The following is an 18,805-nucleotide window of genomic DNA, read 5'->3' as shown; positions in this document are numbered from 1 at the left end:
GGTTGCGCGGGTGATTCCGCCGGTCGGCGGAAAGGGGTTCCCATGACCGCGCCGCTGCGCATTACCTCTGCTTCCGTGGCGCTTTCAGGCGCGGCGGCGAGCGTCCCCCTGTTCGACACCCTGCTCGCCCACCGCGCCCGGCTGGTGCGGATGGCGTTTCGCATCGTCCAGTCCCGGCATCTGGCGGAGGATGTGGTCGAGGACGTGGCGGTCAAGCTCTGCGAGGGGGAGGGGATCATCGCGGCGGACCATCCGGCGCCGTTCCTCTACCGTCTCGTGCGCAACCTGGCCATCGACCGGGCACGGAGGCTGAAGCGCGAGCGCAGCCTTGCCGGCAGCGCGGAGGAAGCCGCCCACGTGGCCATGCCCTGCGCCTGCCCGCTGGAGCGCCTGGAGCAGCGCGAGATGCTGGAGGCGGTGGTCCGTGCCCTCGACACCCTGCCGCCGCGCACGCGCCTCGCCTTCCTGCGCCACCGCATCGACGGCGTGCCGCAGAAGGACATTGCCGAACATCTCGGGGTGTCGCGCACGCTGGTGAATTTCATGGTGCGCGATGCCACCAAGACCTGTCGCGACGCCATCGACGCCTATTGCGGGCGGACCACCGCGCATTGTCCCAAGGCAAGCTGCCCCAAGGCGCGCGCGGCCAAGGCGGACTCTGCCAAGACGCACTCTGCCAAAACGCGCGCTCCCGACAAGGCGCAACTGGAGAAGACGCATCGTGCCGTCGCGCGCTGCCCGGCGGCGGAACGGCAGACCAGCGTCCGCCGCGTGGCGCCGAAGGTGGTCGCATGAGGGATGTTCTTTTCTCCCGCCGTGCGTTGATCGCCGGCGCGGCGGCTTTGCTCGCCAGCCGGGCGATGGCCGCTCCCGTGCCGCGGGTGGTGGCGTTCGACTGGGGCATGGTCGAGACCCTGCTCGCCCTTGGCGTGGTGCCGGCGGGGGTGGCGGAAGGCGATGGCTATGCGCAATGGGTGCGCGAACCGGCGCTGCCGCCGGGCGTCCCCGATCTGGGGCTGCGTGTCGAGCCCAATCTGGAGGCGGTGGCGCGGTTGAAGCCGGACCTCATCGTCATCACCCCGCAACTGGCCTCGTTCGAGCCCATGCTCGCCCGCATCGCGCCGACCCTGAGCCTCGCCATCTTCGACGCGGACGGCGAGGTGTGGACGCGGGCGCGGCAGGTGGCGCTGGCGCTGGCCGCCGCCACCGGGCGCGAGGAGGCGGGCGCGCGCCTTCTGGCGGACGCAGATGCCGTGCTGGAGGAAGCGCGCTCGAAAGTGGCGCCGCTGACCGTCCGGCCGCTCTATCTTGCCAGCTTCGTGGATGCCCGGCACGTGCGCGTCTATGGCCGCGGTTCCCTGTTCGACGCGGTGCTGCCCCGCCTTGGCATCGCCAATGCCTTCACGGGGGCCGCGAGCTTCTGGGGCTTCGCCACCTTCGGGCTGGAGCATCTGGCCGCCGCGCAGGATGCGGCGCTGCTGGTGTTCGAGCCGGTGCCGCCCGAGGCCCGGGCAACCCTGGCGCACGGGCCGCTGTGGCAGCGCCTGCCCATGGTCGAGGCCGGCCGCGTTGGCCTTTTGCCAACCGTGTGGTCGTTCGGCGGCCTCGTCTCCGCCATGCGTTTTGCCCGCGTGCTGGCGGACCATGCCGCCGCGCCTGCCATCTCCGGCGCGGGGCGGGGGGATGCCCGTGGCTGAAGGTTCCGTCCGCCTGTTCCGCCCCGCCACGCTGGTGCTGGTTCTCGCGCTGTGCGCCGCCGCCCTGAGCGCGGAGAGCCTTCATGCCCGCATCGGCACCGGCTCCCTCTTGCAGGCGCTGGTCCGCCCCGGCGCCATGGGCGAAGTGGTGGTGCATTTCAGCTGGCTGCCGCGCCTTCTCGTGTCGTGGCTGTGCGGGGCGGCGCTGGGCCTGTCAGGCGTGCTGATGCAGCAGGTGCTGCGCAATCCGCTCGCTTCGCCCACCACCCTTGGCGTGTCCGCCGGCGCCCATCTCGCTCTGGTGGTGGCAACCCTTGCGCTGCCAAGTCTTGCGGTACCTGGCCTTGCCGGGTTCGGGCGCGAGGCGGTGGCGCTCGCGGGCAGCGGCGTTGCCGCCGTGCTGGTGTTCTCGCTGGCCTGGAACAAGGGACTGGCGCCGCTGGCGGTGGTGCTGGCGGGCATGGTGGTGAGCCTTTATTTCGGGGCCCTCGGCGCCACTCTGGTGCTGTTCAACCAGAATTATCTCGCCGGCCTGTTCATCTGGGGCGCGGGCTCCCTTGCCCAGCAGGACTGGGGCGTGGTGCTGCATCTGGCGCCGCTGGTGGCGGTGGCGGGTCTCGGGGCGGCCCTGATGGTGCGCCCGCTGGCGCTGCTGGACCTTGATGAAGAGGGCGCGCGCAGCCTCGGCGTGCCGCTGGTGGGGCTGCGCGGCGCGGCGCTCGCGGTAGCCGTGGTGCTGGCGGCGGCGGTGGTGAGCGCGGTGGGCGTGGTGGGCTTCGTCGGCCTCGCCGCGCCGGCGCTGGCGACGCTGGCCGGCGCCCGCACCTTCGGCGCCCGGCTGGTGTGGGGACCACTCATCGGCGCGGCCCTGCTCTGGTTCACCGACCAACTGGTGCAGCTTCTGGCCGGGCTCTATGGCGATCTCGTGCCCACCGGCGCGCTGACGGCCCTGTTTGGCACGCCGCTGCTGCTGTGGCTGCTGCCCCGCCTTCAGCGCGATGTCCGGCCGCCGCGCATGGCCGCCCCGGTGCTGGAGCCGCGCCTGGAAAGGCCGGCCCTCGCCCTGGGGCAGGTGGGTGTCGTGCTCGCGGTCCTTTTGGTGCCGGCGCTGCTGCTGTCGCACGATGCGGGCGGCTGGAGCCTCGACCTGTCCGGCGATTTCCTCGACTGGCGCTGGCCGCGGGTGGTGGCGGCGCTTGCGGCCGGCGGGCTGCTCGCCATGGCGGGCACCGTCACCCAGCGCGTCACCGGCAACCCCATGGCGAGTCCGGAGGTGCTGGGCCTCACCTCCGGCGCGGCGCTGGCGCTCATCGTGGTGGTGATGGCGCTGCCCGGCGCCGACCGTTCCACCGAGATCGGGGCAGGCGCGGCGGGAGCGGCGCTCACCACCTTCGGCCTGCTGGCATTGACCCGCCGCGCCGCCTTCGCGCCGGACAGTATCCTGTTGGCCGGCATTGCGCTGGGCGCGTTGTTCGATGCGCTGGTGGTGGCGGTGACGGCCTCCGGCGATCCCCGCGCCATGACGCTGCTGGCCTGGCTCGCCGGCTCCACCGCGCGGGTGGGGGAGGCGGAGGCGGTCACCGGGCTCGTTGCCCTTGCGGTGTTGGGGGCGGCGGCGGTGCCATTCACCCGCTGGCTCGATTTGTTGCCGCTGGGCGCGGTCACCGCCGGCGCGGTGGGGGTGAACGTGAAGCTGGCGCGCCTGCTGCTGCTGCTGCTCACGGCGGTGATGACCGCCACCGCCACGCTGATCGTGGGGCCGCTGACCTTCGTGGGCCTTCTGGCGCCGCACTTGGCGCGGCTCGCGGGCTTTTCCCGGGCGCTGCCGCATCTGATCGCGGCGGCCTTGATCGGCGCCGCGGTCATGGTGGGCGCCGATGTCCTGGGCCGCACGCTGATCTATCCCCGGCAGATCCCCACCGGCCTCCTCGCCACGCTCATCGGCGCGCCTTATCTGCTGTGGCGGATCCGGCGGCTGTGAGGGACACCCCATGATCCCCGCCCTCGCGCCCATCTTCCACGGCCCGCTCGAACCCTATGCGGACACGCTGGTGCTGCCCGGCGCCAAGCCCGGCGCCTTTCCCCTGCCCGAACTGCTTGATCCCGCGCGGCTCGACGCGGTGCTGGACCTTGTGGCCGCCCATTTCGGCGGCGAGGACCCGCGCGCCCTCGCCTCGCTCTTTTCCATCCACTACGTGCACATCCTGATGCCGGTGGTGGTGGTGGCCCATCTGGTGCTCGGCCGCCACATGCCGGTTGCGATCGACGACCTCGCCATCGTGTTGGACGAGGAGGGCCTGCCGGACCATTTCGTGCTGCCCCACGATGGGCATGTGGATGGCGAGGCCGACCCGTTCGTGCGCTTCAAGCCCTTGGTCTTCGATCATCTGGAGCCGGTGTTTGTGGCGCTGGCGGCGCGCTCGGGGCTTTCGACCAAGGTGCTTTGGACCAATGCGGCCAACCTGTTCGAAGCCATCCTGCGGGAGCTGGAGGGCATGGGGCAGGCCCCGTCCGCCGTGGCGGCGTGCGATCTATTGGTGGCGGCGCCGCGCTGGCCGGGCGGCGCACGCAATCCCTTCCACGCGCCGGTGCGCTACGAGCCGGGACCGGGCGGCGAGGGACGGTGGCGGCGGGTGTGCTGCGTGCGCTACCTGCTGCCGGAGCGCGGCTATTGCAGCAACTGCCCCCATGTGCTCGCCGGTGACAAGACGTCTAGAGCGTTTTCCGCTCGCCTAGGCCCACGGTAGTCGCTCTAGACTCTTGTGTTGACGCGTTTTCTTCACGCGAACCGGCGTCCACTTCGCTCGAAAGCGCTCTAAAGGCAAGGCAACGCGTGGGGCAACCGTGCCCTGAGGGCGTGGCTCTGGCGAAGAGCTGCCAAGGCAGCGTGACTCCGGCCAAGAGCTGCCAAGGCTGAGGCCGAAGGGACGGATAGCCCCTCCCGCAAGGTTCACGGCGCGGGACCAGCCACCGAAGCTTGCATCGCGCAAGGGTGCGGATGCCCGGCACACGGCCGGGTCTGACGGCGGGACTGCGGACCGGCCGTTCAAGGCTTGCCGGGCCTCCCCCAGACCTCTCATTCCGCCGCTCCGGCCAGCGCCGCGGCGCGCGGCGTGTCCCAGGCCTTGGCGAGGCTGCGGGCGAAGCTGTCGTGGAAGCGGGCGCTGTCCACGATTTCGCGATGGGTGACGCCGGCGATCACCTCCACCTGGTCCACGCGGGGCGAGTAGCGGCTCCAGTCCACGAGGTCGAGCCCGCGCGCCACCGAGTTTTCCGCCAGCCACACCCGCACCGGCACGTCGAACGGGGCCATGCGGAAGCGCCGGTAGAGCAGGGTGTTGTCGATGAAGGTGAAGAGCTCGTATTCCCGGCTGCCGAGGCCTGGCCCGTCGGTGGGCAGGTCGCCGCCAATGGTCTCCACATAGCGCAGGAACTGGGTGAACAGGGTGTCGTCCATGCGGGCGAACAGGTTCTCCCACTCGGCCCGCATGGGGGCTAGGTCGAGCCAGGCCGCGACCTGCGCGGCAAGGCGGGCGCGGTCGGCGGACGCGATGTCGGCGAGCCGGCCCACGGCGAAATTCACGTCGAGATTGCACACGTCCAGCATGCCGACGAAGCCGATCTCCACCTCGCCGGCCAGAAGCCGCGCGGCCTCGAAGGCGAGCACCCCGCCCCACGACCAGCCGAGCAGCGTGGCGCGGCCGCCGGCGCATTCGGCGCGGATGTGGGCGGCGTAGCGCGCGGCGATGTCCTCCACCGACACCATGCTCTTGCGCTCCTCCGTGAGGGAGTAGCAGACGAAGCCGGTGACCGGCTGGTCCGGCCCCAGCCGGCGCACCAGCGGGGCATATTCGCGGGTGTTCACCATGAGGCCCGGGAAGCAATAGAGCTTGGGCCGGCTGCCGCGCGGGTTCAGCCGCACCACCTGCGTCGTGCCCACCGCATCGGCATCGATGGCGGCGGCAAGGCTCGCTACATCCTGATGACTGAACAGCAGCGGCACGCCGATGGTCTTGTCCGGGAAGCGCATCTTCAGGGCGTTCAGCACCCGCAGCGCGGCGAGGGAATTGCCGCCGAGGTCGAAAAAGTTCTGGTTGGCGCCCACGCTGGCGCGTCCCAGCACGTCGCACCAGATGGCGGCGACGGCCTGCTGAGTCTCGCCTTCCGGCGCGACGATCACGTCCTGCGTTTCCGCAGGCGCGGGCAAGGCGGCGCGGTCCAGCTTGCCGTTGGGGGTGACGGGGAAGGCGTCGAGAACCACGATGCGGCCCGGCACCATGTAGTCCGGCAGTCGGCGCAGCAAGGCAGCGCGCAGCGGGGCTTCCTCGGCCACCGCGCCGTCGGCGGGGGTGACGTAGGCCACGAGCCGGGGGGCGGCGCCATCGGTGCGGAGCATCACCACCGCCTCGCGCACCGTCTCCTCCTGCCGGAGCTGGGCCTCGATCTCACCGGGCTCGATGCGGAAGCCGCGCAGCTTGATCTGCTGGTCGGCGCGGCCGAGATATTCCACCGTGCCATCGGCGAGCCAGCGGACCCGGTCGCCGGTGCGGTACATGCGCCCGCCGGATTGGCCGAAGGGGTCTGGCAAAAAGCGTTCTGCGGTGGCGCCGGGGCGGCCGAGATAGCCGCGCGCCAACCCCTCTCCGCCAAGATAAAGCTCCCCCGCGACGCCGATGGGCACGGGCTGGAGCGCCCCGTCGAGCACATAGGCGCGGCGCAGACCCACCGCGCGGCCGATGGGGGCATAAGGCCCGTCGAAGCTCTCGGAGGCCGGCACCCGCCAGGCCATGGGCGAGATCACCGCCTCCGTGGGACCGTAGCCGTTGATGAGGACCTGCGGCCGCAGGGCGCGTTTTACCGCCTCGAAGCCGGCACGCGGCATGGCCTCGCCGCCGAAGGAATAGACCGTCACCGGGGGCGGATCGCCGGCGCCCTCCACCCATTCGGCGAGTTGGGTGAGATAGGCCGGCGGGAAGCCGGCGTGGGTGACGTGGTGGCGGGCCAGGGCGTCCCGCGTCTCCTCGGCACTCCACAGGCCCTGGTCGCGCAGCACGATGGCGCCGCCGAAGGCCAGCGGCACCATCCAGCGCTCGTGGGCGCCGTCGAAGGCGAAGGAGAGGAAGTGCAACTCCCGCGTGTCCTCGCCCGTGCCGTAGAGCGCCCCGGTGGCGCGCACATGCATGGCAAGCGCGCCGTGGGGCACGCCGACGCCCTTGGGTCGTCCGGTGGAGCCGGAGGTGTAGATCACATAGGCCAGCTGCCCGGGATGGATCGCCACCTCCGGCGCGGTGTCGGGCAGGGCGTCGAGATCGAGCCGTTCCGGCACCAAAGCGGTGACGGCCTGCGGCAGCGCCGGCCCGTCCGCGTCCACAAGGGCGAAGACGGCGCCGGAATCGGTGACCACATCCGCGATGCGTTCGGCCGGATGGTCGGGATCGAACGGCACGAAGGCCGCCCCCGCCTTGAGCACGCCGAGGAAGGCCGCCACCGCGCGCGGTCCGCGCTTGAGGCCCACCGCCACTCGCGTCTCCGGCCCGAGGCCGAGGCGCAGGAGATGATGGGCGATGCGGTTCGCGCTCCGCTCGAGTTCGGCGAAGGACAGGGTTTCGCCGCCGCAGATCACCGCCGGCGCATCGGGCCGGCGGCGTGCCGCCTCGGCAATCAGCCGGGGCACCAGCCCATCGGCGAGGGGCAGGTCCCCCGGCCAAGGGGCCGAGAGGCGGTCGAGCATTGCCGCGTCCACCAGCGGAAAGTCGCCGATGGCAGCGTCGGGCACGGCGAGGCAGCGCGCCGCCAGGGCGAGGAAATGTTCCGCCATGCGCGCCACGCTCTGCGATCGGAACAGGTCGCGGGCATAGCCGAAGGCGGCGACGATGGCGCCGTCCGGCTGCTCCGTGGTTTCCAGCACGAGGTCGAAGGCGATGGCGCCGGTGTCGCGCGCCACCGGCGAGAGGGTGAGGCCGGCCATGCGGGCGGGGCGCTCGTCCACCAGATGGCTGTGCATCACCTGAAGCAGCGGGCTGCGGGCAAGGCTGCGCTCGGGCTGCAGCGCCTCCACCACCTCCTCGAAGGGCGCATCCTGGAGCGTCTGGGCGTCGAGCATGGCGGCCCGAACCGTACCGAGCAGGGCGCGATAGCTGGTGGCGCCGGTGACCTCCGCGCGGACCACCAGCGTATTCACCAGCAGACCGACGAGGTCCTGCGTCTCCGGCCGGTCGCGGTTGGAGGCGGGGATGCCGAGGCGCAGGTCGCGTTCGCCCGTGAGGCGGAACAGCAAAGCCAGCAGTACGGCCATGAGCCCCATGGCAGTGCTGGCGCCGGCCTGCTGTGTCACCGCGCGCAGGCGCGCGGTCAGCTCCGCCGGCAGGGTTATGGCATGGCGCCCGCCGCGATGGCTTTGGGTGGCGGGACGCGGCCGATCCGCTGGCAGGGCGAGGAGCGCGCCGCCGTCGCCGAGGCGGGCGCGCCAGCCCTCGATCTGCCGCGCCATCTCGCCCGCGCCGAGCCAGTTGCGTTGCCAGGACGCGAAGTCCGCATAGTGCAGGGCTGGTGGCGTGAGCGGGGCGGGCGTGCCGGCGCGCCGGGCGGCATAGAGCGTCATCAGGTCCCTGAGCAGCACGGAGAGGGATGCGCCGTCGGAGATGATGTGATGCTGGGTCAACAGCAGCACATGGGTTTCCGGCGCAAGGCGCACCAGCGTGGCGCGGGTGAGCGGCCCGGCGGCAAGGTCGAATGGCCGGGTGGCGTCGGCATCGGAAAGGGCCTTCAGCCGCGCTTGCGGATCGGCGGTGCCGGAGAGGTCCATGTTTTCGAGGGCGATGGGCGCCGTGTCATGGATCACCTGCTCGGGCACCCCGTCCGCAGTCATGGCAAAGGTGGTGCGCAGGGCCTCGTGGCGGGCGGAAAGGCCGGCGAACGCGGCGGCCAGCGCATCGGCATCCAGCGGCCCGTCGAGGCGCAGGCCGCCGGCGATGGTGTTGAGGGCGGCGTTGCCGCCCATCTGCTGCGCCACCCACATGCGGTTCTGGGCGTAGGACAAGGGCGCGCGCCCCTGCGGCCGGGGCGCCACCGGGATCGGCAGCAGGCGGAAGTCCACGCCGGCCGCCGCGAGGGCGTCCAGGAACTGGCGGCGCTTCTCCGGCGCCAGCTGGGCGAAGCGGCGGGCGAGGTCGTGCGGCGACGGGGCCATGCTCATCCCTCCAGTTCGCCGAGCAACGCATCCATCTGCGCCAGGGCATCGGCACCGAGCGCCGGTCCGGGTGCAGCCTCGGTGGCGGTGTTTTCGGCGGCGCGGGTTTCGGCCAGCACCAGGGCGAGGCTGCGCAGGGTCTGGCATTCGAACAGCCGCCGCACCGGAACCTCCACGCCGAGCCGTTCGCGGATTTCAAGCCGCACCTGCGTCGCCGAGAGGGAATGGCCGCCGAGGGCGAAGAAATTGTCCTCGCGGCCGATCTCCCCGGCGCCCAGCACGTCGCGCCAGATGGCGGCGAGGGCTTCCTCGTCGGCGCCTTCGGGGGGCGCGGAGGCCGTGCCGCTGGCGCGGGGCTCGGGCAGGGCGGCGCGATCGAGCTTGCCGTTGGCGGTGAGGGGCAGCGCGTCGAGGGCCACCACATGGGCCGGCACCATATGGTCCGGCAGCCCCGCCTTGAGGCGGTCGCGCACCGCTGCCGGATCGAGCGGCCCGCGCGCCACCACATAGGCCACCAGCGCCGGCCCGCCAGGCAGATCGCGCACCACCACGGCGGCGTCGGTGATGGCGGCATCGTCGCGCAGGCGCGCCGCGATCTCGCCCAGCTCGATGCGGAAGCCACGGATCTTCACCTGTCCGTCGCCGCGGCCGAGATAATCGAGGGTTCCGTCCGGCCGCCGCACCGCCTTGTCGCCGCTGAGGTAGAGCCGGCTGCCGGGCGGTCCGTAGGGGTCCGGCACGAAGCGCGCGGCGGTGAGGCCGGGTCGCTTCAGATAGCCCGAGGCGAGGCCCGCGCCGCCGACGCACAGTTCGCCGGGAACGCCGATGGGCACCGGGTCGAGCATTTCGTCGAGGAGATGCAGCGTGAGGTCGGGAATCGGTCCGCCGATGGGGCTGCGGCTCGCGCCCGTCACATCGCCGGGGCCGAGGGGGCGGTAGGTGACGTGCACCGTGGTCTCGGTGATGCCGTACATGTTGACGAGGCGGGCCCTGATGCCGAAGCGCTCATACCAGGGGCCGAGCACGCCCACGTCCAGCGCCTCGCCGCCGAAGATGACATGGCGCAGGGCGAGGTCCGGCGTCTCGGCCCGTGCCAGTGCCGCCTGCAGGAAGGGGCGGAAGGCGGAGGGGGTCTGGTTCAGCACGGTGACGCGCTCGCGCACCACGAGGTCCAGGAACTCTTCCGGCGCGCGGCTCACCGCGTGGGGCACCACCACGAGCCGCCCGCCAAGGCTGAGGGCGCCGAAGATCTCCCACACCGAGAAGTCGAAGCCGTAGGCGTGGAACAGGGTCCACACGTCGTCCGGCCCGAAGCCGAACCAGGGCGCGGTGGCGCTGAGCAGGCGCGCGACGTTGCCGTGGGTCACCACCACGCCCTTGGGGGTGCCGGTGGAGCCGGACGTGTAGATGACGTAGGCGGGTTGGTCCGGGTGCGGCGATGGCCAAGGGCGCATCGCCGCCGCATCCTCCTCGGCCTCCCCATAAAGGTCGAGGAGGATGTGTCGCAGCCCGGTCTGCGGCAGGACAGTGGCATTGGGGGTGTCGGTGAGGATGCAGCGCACGCCGGCATCGGCGATCATGTGGGCGCGGCGCGCCTGCGGATAGATCGGATCGAGGGGCAGATAGGCGGCGCCGGTCTTCAGGATGGCGAGCAGCCCGGCGATCAGGGCCGGGGAGCGCCCGGCGCTGATGCCGACGATGTCGCCCGGCCCGACGCCCTCGTTCGCGAGGCGACGGGCGAGGCGCTCCGCGTGGCGGTCGAGAGCTTCATAGGTCAGGACTTGCGCGCCGCAGGTGACGGCGATGGCGTCCGGCCGCAGGCGGGCCTGGGCGGCAATGCGCTCATGCACCGGCGTGAGGTCCGCGACCGGCACGGCCGCGGCGCCGTGGGCACGGGCGGCGGCAATCTCCGGCGGCAAGGCGAGGCAGAGGGCGGACAGGTCCGCCTCCGGGTGCCCGACCAGCAGGTCGAGGGCCAGCAGCAGGCGGTTGGAAATCTGCTCCACCGCGGCTGGGGAAAAGCGCGCGGCATCGTAGCTCCACGCCAGGCGCGGCTCAGCGTCGGTGATGACACTGAGGGTGAGGGGGAAGTTGGTGGCTTCCTGCGAGATCACCGGGCCGAAGGTGAGCCCGTCCACCGTCCGCGCCTTCAGCGCCGCGTCCATGGGGTAGTTCTCGAACACCAGCAGGCTGTCGAACAGGGCCTGCCCGCTGCGTCCGGCCCAGCGCAGGATGTCCACCAGCGGGGTATCCGCATGGGCCGTGAGCGCCACGGTCTCCGCCTGCACGGCACGCACGAAATCCGCCGCCCGCCCGGACCCCGGCACGGTGAGGATCGTCGGCACGGTGGCGATGAAGAGGCCGAGCACGCTTTCCATGCGCGGGTCGTCGTCCGGCCGGCCGGAGACGGTGGTGCCGAATGCCACGGCGGGTTGCCCCGTCATGTGCTTCAGCACCAGCGCCCAGGCGGCCTGGAACAGGCTGGCGAGCGTCACCCGCTGCGCCTTCGCGGCTGCGCTCAGGCGATCCCAGCGGTCCGCCGCCAGCGGCACCGCGAGGTGCCGGTGAACGGCCGGTGCAGCGGTCGCCGGGGCAAGCAGGGACGGCTCTTCAAGCTGCGCCAGCCGTTGGCGCCAGAACGCCTCGCCATTGGCGCGCGGGGCGGAGAGGGCTGCCACATGGTCGCGGAACCGCGCCGGGGGCGGGGGCACGGGTGCGCCCGCATAGTCGGCGAGCACTTCCGCCATGAGGCGGGCGGAACTCCAGCCGTCCAGCAGCAGGTGATGGGCGGTCCAGACGAGGTGGTGGGCGTCGGCGCCGAGTGGCACGAGGCAGATGCGCATGAGCGGTGCCGCATCGAGCGCGAAGCCCCGTGCGCGTTCGTCCTGCGCAATGGCGTCGAGGGCGGCGGGGTCCGCTGCGTCGATGGGCGCATGGTGGCGCACGCCGAACGGCACATGGCGCCGCACCGCCTGCACCGGCGCGCCGAGGTCGGCGGTCCACAGGAAGGTGCTGCGCAGGATGTCGTGGCGCGCCACGGCGCGCTCCCAGGCGGCGGCGAAGCGGTCCGCGTCCAGCCCGGCGATGGTGACGCGGAGCTGGTTCACGTATGCGCCATCCCCGGCGTCGTCCAGCGCATGGAAAAGGATGCCCTGCTGGGTCGGCGTGAGCGGGTAGAGGTCCTCGATCTCGCGCCAGGGCAGGGCGAGCCGGTCCAGCGCCGACTGGGGCAGGCCGGCAAGGGGGAAATCGGAGGGCGAGGCGCCGTCGCCGTCGAGGGCCGCCATGCGGTCGAGGTCGGCGGCGATGGCCGCAATGAGGTGGGTGAGGGTTGCCTCCTCCCAGCGCGCGGCCGAACTGGTGAGGCGCAGTTCGGCGCCGGCCTCGGTCTCGCTGGCGTCCACGATCAGTTCGGCACCGAGAGGCAGGTCGGGATCGGCCGAGAGGTCCATGGCGTGGAGCTCGAACAGGCCGCCGCCACGGCCCGCATCCACCCGCCCGAGATGGTTGAAGATGAGCGTCGGGGCCGGCGCATCCGCGACCGCCCGGCGAGCCGCCTCCTTGGTGGCGAGGAGGGCGCGGCGCAGGTCGTCCTCCAGCGGCACCGTCGCCGTGGCGAGGGCGGTGAACCAGCCCACCGTGCGGCTGAAATCGGCGCCTGGCACCAGGTCGCGCCCGTGGCGCTCGATGCCCACCGTGAGCTGGGGCAGGCCGCGCAGGCGTCCGGTGGCGCGCACCACGGCGGCGAGCAGCAGGTCGTCGAGCCGCGCATGGTGGGCCATGGCCACCTGCCGCAGCGCCTCCACCTGCGCCGCATCGAGGGCGAGGCGGGTCACGCGGCGGTGGCCGAACGTGTTCGCCCCCTCCGGATGGTCGCAGGGCAGGGGGGTGGCGGTGACCGGGTCGGTTGCCGCCGGCCGGTGCAGGGTGCGGACGGCGAAGGACGTGCCGGGGGCGGGCGAGGCGATAGGGCGGCCCTGCTCCAGGTCGAGATAGGCGTTCTCGATGTCGTCCAGCAGGATGCGCCAGGAGACCGCATCCACCACCAGATGATGGGCGGTGAGGAACAGCCTCTGCGCGCCGTCGTCGAGGTTTGCCAGAAGGGCGCGGAAGAGCGGGCCTGCGGCCAGGTCGAGCGCAGCTTCGAGGGAGGCGAAGAGGGTGGCGGCCTCTGCGTCCACCGCCGCGACGACGGCGAGGGGCGGTGTCGTGGCCGCCGCGGCTTCCTCCTGCCGCCAGTTCCTGTCCAGTCCTCGGGTAAAGCGCAAATGGAGGGCGCCGTGCTGGCCGGTCACATGCCCGATGGCTGCCGCGAGATGGGCGGCATCGAGCGGCCGGGTGGGGCGCAGGACCAGCGTCTGGTTGAAGTGCTGGGGGCGGGGCGCGCCGCTGTCGAGGAAGGCGCGCTGGAGCGGGGTGAGCATGAAGGCGCCGCGCGGCACCTCTGGCGCCGCTGCCGCCGCTTCCCGCCGTGCGGCGGGGGCGAGGCGGGCGAGGGTCTGGTGCTCGAACAGGTCGCGGGCGGACAGCACGAGTCCGGCGCGGCGGGCGCGGGCGACGATCTGCAGGCTCAGGATGGAATCGCCGCCCAGCTCGAAGAAATTGGCGTCGAGATCCGGAACCTCCGGCAGGCGCAGCACCTCCGCCCAGATCCGGGCGAGCAGCCGTTCTTCCTCGGTCCGCGGCGGGCGGGCCTCGGGTGTCGGGGCCGGGCGCCCGGGGGCGGGCAGGGCGGCGTAATCCACCTTGCCGTTGGGGGTCAGCGGCAGGGCCTGAAGCGCCACCAGACGGGCCGGCACCATGTGGTCGGGTAGGCGCCGGCCCAGGGCCTCGCGCAGCGTGGAGGGATCAGGCGCAGCACCCGTCGCCACCACATAGCCCACCAGCTGGGCCGAGGTGCCGATGGTCTTCAGGGCGACGGCGGCCGCTCCCACGCCGGGCAGCGCCCGCAGTGCCGCCTCCACCTCGCCGGGCTCGATGCGGAAGCCGCGCAGCTTGATCTGCCGGTCGGTGCGGCCGAGATACTCCACCGTGCCGTCGGCGCGCCAGCGGGCGCGGTCGCCGGTGCGATACATGCGCCCGCCCGGCGGCCCGAAGGGATCGGGCAAAAAGCGCTCGGCGGTGGCGCCGGGCATGCCCTGGTAGCCGCGCGCAAGCCCGGCGCCGGCCACGTAAAGCTCGCCGGGAATGCCGACCGGCAGGGGATTGAGGGCGCCATCCAGCACATAGGCGCGCCGCGCACCGACAGCGCGGCCGATGGGGGCGCTGGGGGTGTCGATCGGCGTCGCCGCAGGCACCTTCCAGGCAAGGGGCGAGATCACCGCCTCGGTGGGGCCGTAGCCGTTGATGAGCAGGCGGGGCTTCAGCGCCCGCGCGATGCGGGCGAAGCTCTCTGCGGGCATGGCCTCGCCGCCGAAGGACAGGATGTCCACGCCGGGGGCGTCGCCGCGCGCCTGCGCGGTCTCGGCCAGCGCGTCGAGGTAGGCCGGCGGGAAGCCGCCGTGGGTGGCGCGGTGGCGGGCGAGGGCGTCGAGCGTGTCGGCCGTGGCCCAGGGGGTGCGATCGGTGAGGATGATGGCGCCGCCATGGATGAGCGGCACCATCCAGCGCTCGTGGGCGCCATCGAAGCTCATGGAGAGGAAGTGGAACTCTCGCGTGCGCTCTGAGGTCTCGTAGAGCGCACCGGTGGCGCGGCAATGCATGGCGAGCGCGCCGTGGGCCACCATCACCCCCTTGGGGCGGCCGGTGGAGCCGGAGGTGTAGACCAGATAGGCGAGCTGGTCGGGATGCGTCGCCTGGCCCAGCGGGGTGGCGGATTGGGAGCGCAGGTCGAGACGTTCCGGGTCGAGACGTTCCGGCTCAAGATTTGGCAGGCCCGCGGCCACGCCCTCGCGCGCCAGCACCAGCTTGGTGCCGGCATCGGCGAGGATGTGGGCGATGCGCTCGGCCGGATGATCGGGATCGAACGGCACGAAGGCGCCGCCCGCCTTCCACACCGCGAGCAAGGCGGCGATGAGTCCCGGCCCGCGCGGCAGGCCCACGCCCACCCGCGTTTCCGGCCCCACCCCATGGGCGACGAGCACATGGGCGAGGCGATTGGCCTCGGCCTCCAGCGCGGCGAAGGATGTGACCGCGTCACCGAAGATCACCGCCGGCGCGTCAGGCCGCAGCCGCGCCTGCAGGGCGATGAGGTCCGGCACCGGAAGATCGGGCAGGGCGCTTTGGTCCGGGCATGGTGCGGCGCGGGCGGCGAACTCTGCGTCATCCACCAGTGACAGCAGATCGAGCCGCGTATCCGGTGCGGCGACGGCGGCGCGGGCGAGGGTCGCGAACGCTTCGGCGAAACGGCCCACGGTGGCCGGCTCGAACAGGTCCAGCGCATAGCCGAACGCAAGGGCGAGGCCGCCATCGGCTGTCTCTGCGGTCTCCAGCGCCAGGTCGAACTGCTGGCCGCCGCTGTCGCGGGTGAAGGCGTCAACGTGCCTCCCGGCGCGGCGCGGCAGGTGGGTATAGAGGGTCTGGAACAGCGGGTGCCGGCTGAGGCTGCGGGCCGTGCCGAGGGCGTCCAGCACCCGTTCCAGCGGCACATGCTGGTGCGCCTGCGCCTCCATCACGCCGTCGCGGGCGCGGCGCAGCACTTCGCCGAACGCGGCCGCGCCTTCCACCTGCAGGCGCACCGGCAGGGTGTTCACGAACAGGCCCATGGTGTCGTGGCTGCCGGCCACGGCGCGGTTGGCGAAGGCGAGGCCCACGCACAGGTCGTCGGCGCCCGAAAGGCGGTGCAGCAGCACGTTGAACAGGGCGAGCAACGCCATGGGCAGGGTGGCGTCGGCCGCGGCCGCGAGCGCGCGCAGGTCGGCCGTCAGGGCCGGCTCGAAGGTGATGTCGAGCCGGCCGCCGCGATGGCTCGCTTCGGCGGGCCGCGGCCGGTCGGCGGGCAGGGTGGTGAGCGCGGGGGCGTCCGTGAGGCGCGCCCGCCAGAAGGCGAGCCCCGCCTCGTCGGCGGCGTCTGCCGCCTGCCGGTGGGCATGCGCAAGATAGGAGCCCGCCGGCGGCAGCGCGTGCGGCGCTCCGGCGGCGCGTGCGGCATAGGCGGCGCAAAGCTCGTCGCTCAGGATGTCCAGGGACCAGCCGTCGCAGATCAGGTGATGCAGGGTGACGAGCAGTTCGTCCCGTCCATCCGGCCGGCGCACCAGCAAAGCGCGGGCAAGCGGCGCGATGCCAAGGTCGAACGGCGCTTCCGCCTGTGCGCGGGCGAGGGCGGTCGTGTTGGTGTCGTCATCGTCATCGTTGAGGCCGGCGACGGCGAGGGGCAACTCGGCGGAGGCCAGTTCCTCCTGCACCGCATCGCCGTCCGGCGTGGGCAGGAAGCGCGTGCGCAGCGCCCCGTGGCGGGCCACCAGGTCCTTCAGCGCGGCGGCGAGGGCGTCGGCGTCCACCGGTGCGTCGAAGCGCATGCCTCCGGCCACATGATAAGCGGCCCGGCTCGCCGCGCCTGCGGCCATCTCGGTCACGAACCACATGCGCCGCTGCGCGGGGGTGAGCGGCGCCGGGCCCTGCGGGGTGGTCGCGGGCGCGGCGAATTCGGGATCGGCTGCGGTCGCCGCACTCAACTCCAAAGCTGCAGCGAGGCGGCCGAGGGTGGGGTGGCGGAACAGGTCCGCCACCGGCACGTCCAGCCCGAGCGTCGCGGCGAGGCGCGCCCGCACCCGCATGGCCTCCACCGAATTGCCGCCGAGGGCGAAGAAATGGCTGTCGGCCGTGATGTCCTGCCGCCCCAGCACCTCGGACCAGATGGCGGCGAGCTTCTCGGCCATGCCCGCGGGGGCGGGTGTGGCCGAGGCGGCGACGGGGGCGGCTTCGCCCGCAAGCGTCTCCAGCACGCCGTCGCGCAGGATGGCGAAGGCGTCGAGGGTGCCGTCCCCATAGCCGCGCGCCACGGCGCTGCGCTGCAGCTTGCCGCTGGAGGTGCGCGGCAGGGCGCCGGGCTCCAGCAGCACCACCACCCGCGCCGGCTCGAGGAAGGCGTCGCCCACCACTTCCGACACCAGCGCGGCGATGTTTTCCGCCGACACGGTCTTGCGGGTGCGGCGGGAGATTTCCACGGCGATGCCGATGCCCTCGCCGTCGTCGCAGGCCACCGGAAAGGCGGCGATGCGGCCCTGCCGCACCAGGTCCACTTCCCGCTCGATCACCTCTTCAATGTCGTGGGGATAAAGGTTCTGGCCGCGGATGATGATGAGGTCCTTGGCCCGGCCCGCGAGATAAAGCCGGCCGCCGGACAGGAAGCCGAGATCGCCGGTGCGCAGCGCGCGAACGCCGTCGATTTCCGGGAAGGTGGCTGCGGTGGCGGCGGGGTTGTTCCAGTAGCCCTGGGCGATGCTGGGGCCGAAGGCGATCACCTCGCCCACCCGGCCGCCGGGCACGGGCGTGCCGGTTCCGGGGTCGAGGATGCGCACGCCGTGGCCGGCGGTCGGCACGCCGCAGGCGACCACGCGCACCGCCTCGGCTCCCTCACCCGGCAGCGCTTCTCCCGCGGCGAGCCGCGCGGCGTCGAAGCCGGGCGCCATCAGGCCCTCGCCCCGACTCTGGGCGGTGACGAACAGGGTCGCCTCGGCAAGGCCATAGCAGGGGTGCACGGCCCGCGCGTCGAAGCCCAGCGGCGCGAAGCGCGTGGCGAAGGCCTCCATGGTGGTGGCCCGCACCGGTTCCGAGCCGGAATAGGCGACCTTCCACGAGGACAGGTCGAGCCCTTCCACCTGCGCCGGATCGATGCGTTCGACGCACATGCGATAGGCGAAATCCGGCCCGCCGCTGACCTCGGAGCGGAAGCGCGACATGGCCTCCAGCCACCGCACCGGCCGGGCAAGGAAGTGGCGCGGCGACATGAGCACGCAGGCGCTGCCGTTGAACAGCGGCTGCAGCAGCCCGCCGATGAGGCCCATGTCGTGATAAAGCGGCAGCCAGCTCAGAATGGTCTTGTCCGGCTGGATCGAGAAGCCCGCGCGGATGGCGATTTCGTTGGCGATGAGGTTGCCATGGCTCACCATCACGCCCTTGGGGGTGGAGGTGGAGCCGGACGTGTATTGCAGGAAGGCGATGTCGGACGGCCGGGGCCGGCGCATGGCGAAGGCGTCGCCGTCCGCCACGTCCTCCACGGCGAGCACCGCCGTGGCCGGCTGGGCGGCGAGCAGGCTCTCGGCCGCGGCGCGGTCGCCGGCATGGACGAGGGCGACGGCAGCACCGCAATCGCGCGCCATGGCGGCAAGGCGCGCCTGGTGCTGCGGCCGGTTGGCCTCGGGCGGGAAGGCCGGAACGGCGATCAGCCCGGCATAGAGGCAGCCGAAAAAGGCGCCCACATAGTCGAGGCCGGTTTCCAGCAACAGCAGCACCCGCGCGCCGGGCGCCGCATGGTCCGCCAGCCGGGCGGCGAAGGCCCGCGCCCGGGCGTCGAGGGCGGCGTAGCTCACGGTGCGCTCGCCGTCGCGCGGATCGTCCAGCAGGTGGAGTGCCAGAGCCGCGCCCTGGCGGAGTGCCAGATCGGCAAGATGGGTCGCGATGTCGGCGGGCGGTGTGGTGGAGGCGAGGAGGACGGGCGGCTGCGGCAGATGGTTCACCGGGCGGCTCCGTTGCCGTCCGTGTCCGCCGCCCGGTCGGCGTCCATGGCCCGGCGCAGGCTCGCGGGGCGCATGTCGGTCCAGACCCGCTCGATATGGTCGAGGCAGGCCGCCTTGGTGCCGGTGAAGCCGGCATCACTCCAGCCGGCGGGCACGGGCCGGTGCAGCGGCCAGATGGAATGCATGTCTTCGTCGTTGCGGACCACGCGGAAGACCGCGTTCTCGTCATCGAATGCCATGGCAACCTTCGCGCCCGCTCCGGGCGGATCATGGCCGGCGCCCTGCCGATGGGTGGGTGCGCC

7 protein-coding genes are annotated in these 18,805 nt (G+C 72.5%); 4 read left to right on the top strand and 3 right to left on the bottom strand.

The genetic code is table 11. The features are described 5' to 3' along the window. Nucleotides 1-42 precede the first annotated feature (42 nt). Genes V5F48_RS09875 through fhuF form a run of 4 tightly spaced genes read left to right on the top strand, consistent with a single transcriptional unit; the run spans nucleotide 43 to nucleotide 4,444 of the window. Complete coding sequence (locus V5F48_RS09875; protein ID WP_394258542.1) at nucleotides 43-795, top strand: sigma-70 family RNA polymerase sigma factor; 753 nt, start codon at nucleotides 43-45, stop codon at nucleotides 793-795. Next, nucleotides 792-1,697, top strand: a complete 906-nt coding sequence (locus V5F48_RS09870) for an ABC transporter substrate-binding protein (protein WP_394258541.1) — start codon at nucleotides 792-794, stop codon at nucleotides 1,695-1,697. Before V5F48_RS09875 ends, V5F48_RS09870 begins: the two co-directional genes overlap by 4 nt. Continuing rightward, entirely contained in the window at nucleotides 1,684-3,678 is a 1,995-nt protein-coding gene (gene fhuB, locus V5F48_RS09865; protein WP_394258540.1) for a Fe(3+)-hydroxamate ABC transporter permease FhuB, read from the top strand. Before V5F48_RS09870 ends, fhuB begins: the two co-directional genes overlap by 14 nt. Before the next feature lie 10 nt (nucleotides 3,679-3,688). Then, nucleotides 3,689-4,444, top strand: coding sequence for a siderophore-iron reductase FhuF (gene fhuF / locus V5F48_RS09860; RefSeq protein WP_394258539.1), 756 nt, complete (start codon nucleotides 3,689-3,691; stop codon nucleotides 4,442-4,444). A gap of 329 nt (nucleotides 4,445-4,773) precedes the next feature. On the opposite strand, the gene V5F48_RS09855 is transcribed toward fhuF, so the two are convergent. Genes V5F48_RS09855 through V5F48_RS09845 form a run of 3 tightly spaced genes read right to left on the bottom strand, consistent with a single transcriptional unit; the run spans nucleotide 4,774 to nucleotide 18,742 of the window. Beyond that, nucleotides 4,774-8,886 carry an amino acid adenylation domain-containing protein gene (locus V5F48_RS09855; RefSeq protein ID WP_394258538.1) on the bottom strand — a complete coding sequence of 1,371 codons (4,113 nt, stop codon included), beginning with the start codon at nucleotides 8,884-8,886 and terminating at the stop codon, nucleotides 4,774-4,776. Nucleotides 8,887-8,888: 2 nt separating this feature from the next. After that, nucleotides 8,889-18,503 carry an amino acid adenylation domain-containing protein gene (locus V5F48_RS09850; RefSeq protein WP_394258537.1) on the bottom strand — a complete coding sequence of 3,205 codons (9,615 nt, stop codon included), beginning with the start codon at nucleotides 18,501-18,503 and terminating at the stop codon, nucleotides 8,889-8,891. Then, nucleotides 18,500-18,742 (bottom strand): MbtH family protein, encoded by a 243-nt coding sequence (locus tag V5F48_RS09845; protein ID WP_394258536.1) that lies wholly within the window; start codon nucleotides 18,740-18,742, stop codon nucleotides 18,500-18,502. Before V5F48_RS09845 ends, V5F48_RS09850 begins: the two co-directional genes overlap by 4 nt. Between the last annotated feature and the right edge of the window lie 63 nt (nucleotides 18,743-18,805).

The sequence above is a fragment of the Xanthobacter autotrophicus ATCC 700552 genome (genome assembly GCF_043194565.1).
Lineage (GTDB): Bacteria > Pseudomonadota > Alphaproteobacteria > Rhizobiales > Xanthobacteraceae > Xanthobacter > Xanthobacter autotrophicus_F.
Note: the sequence above shows the minus strand (reverse complement) of the source record. Positions and strands in the feature narration are given on the sequence as shown.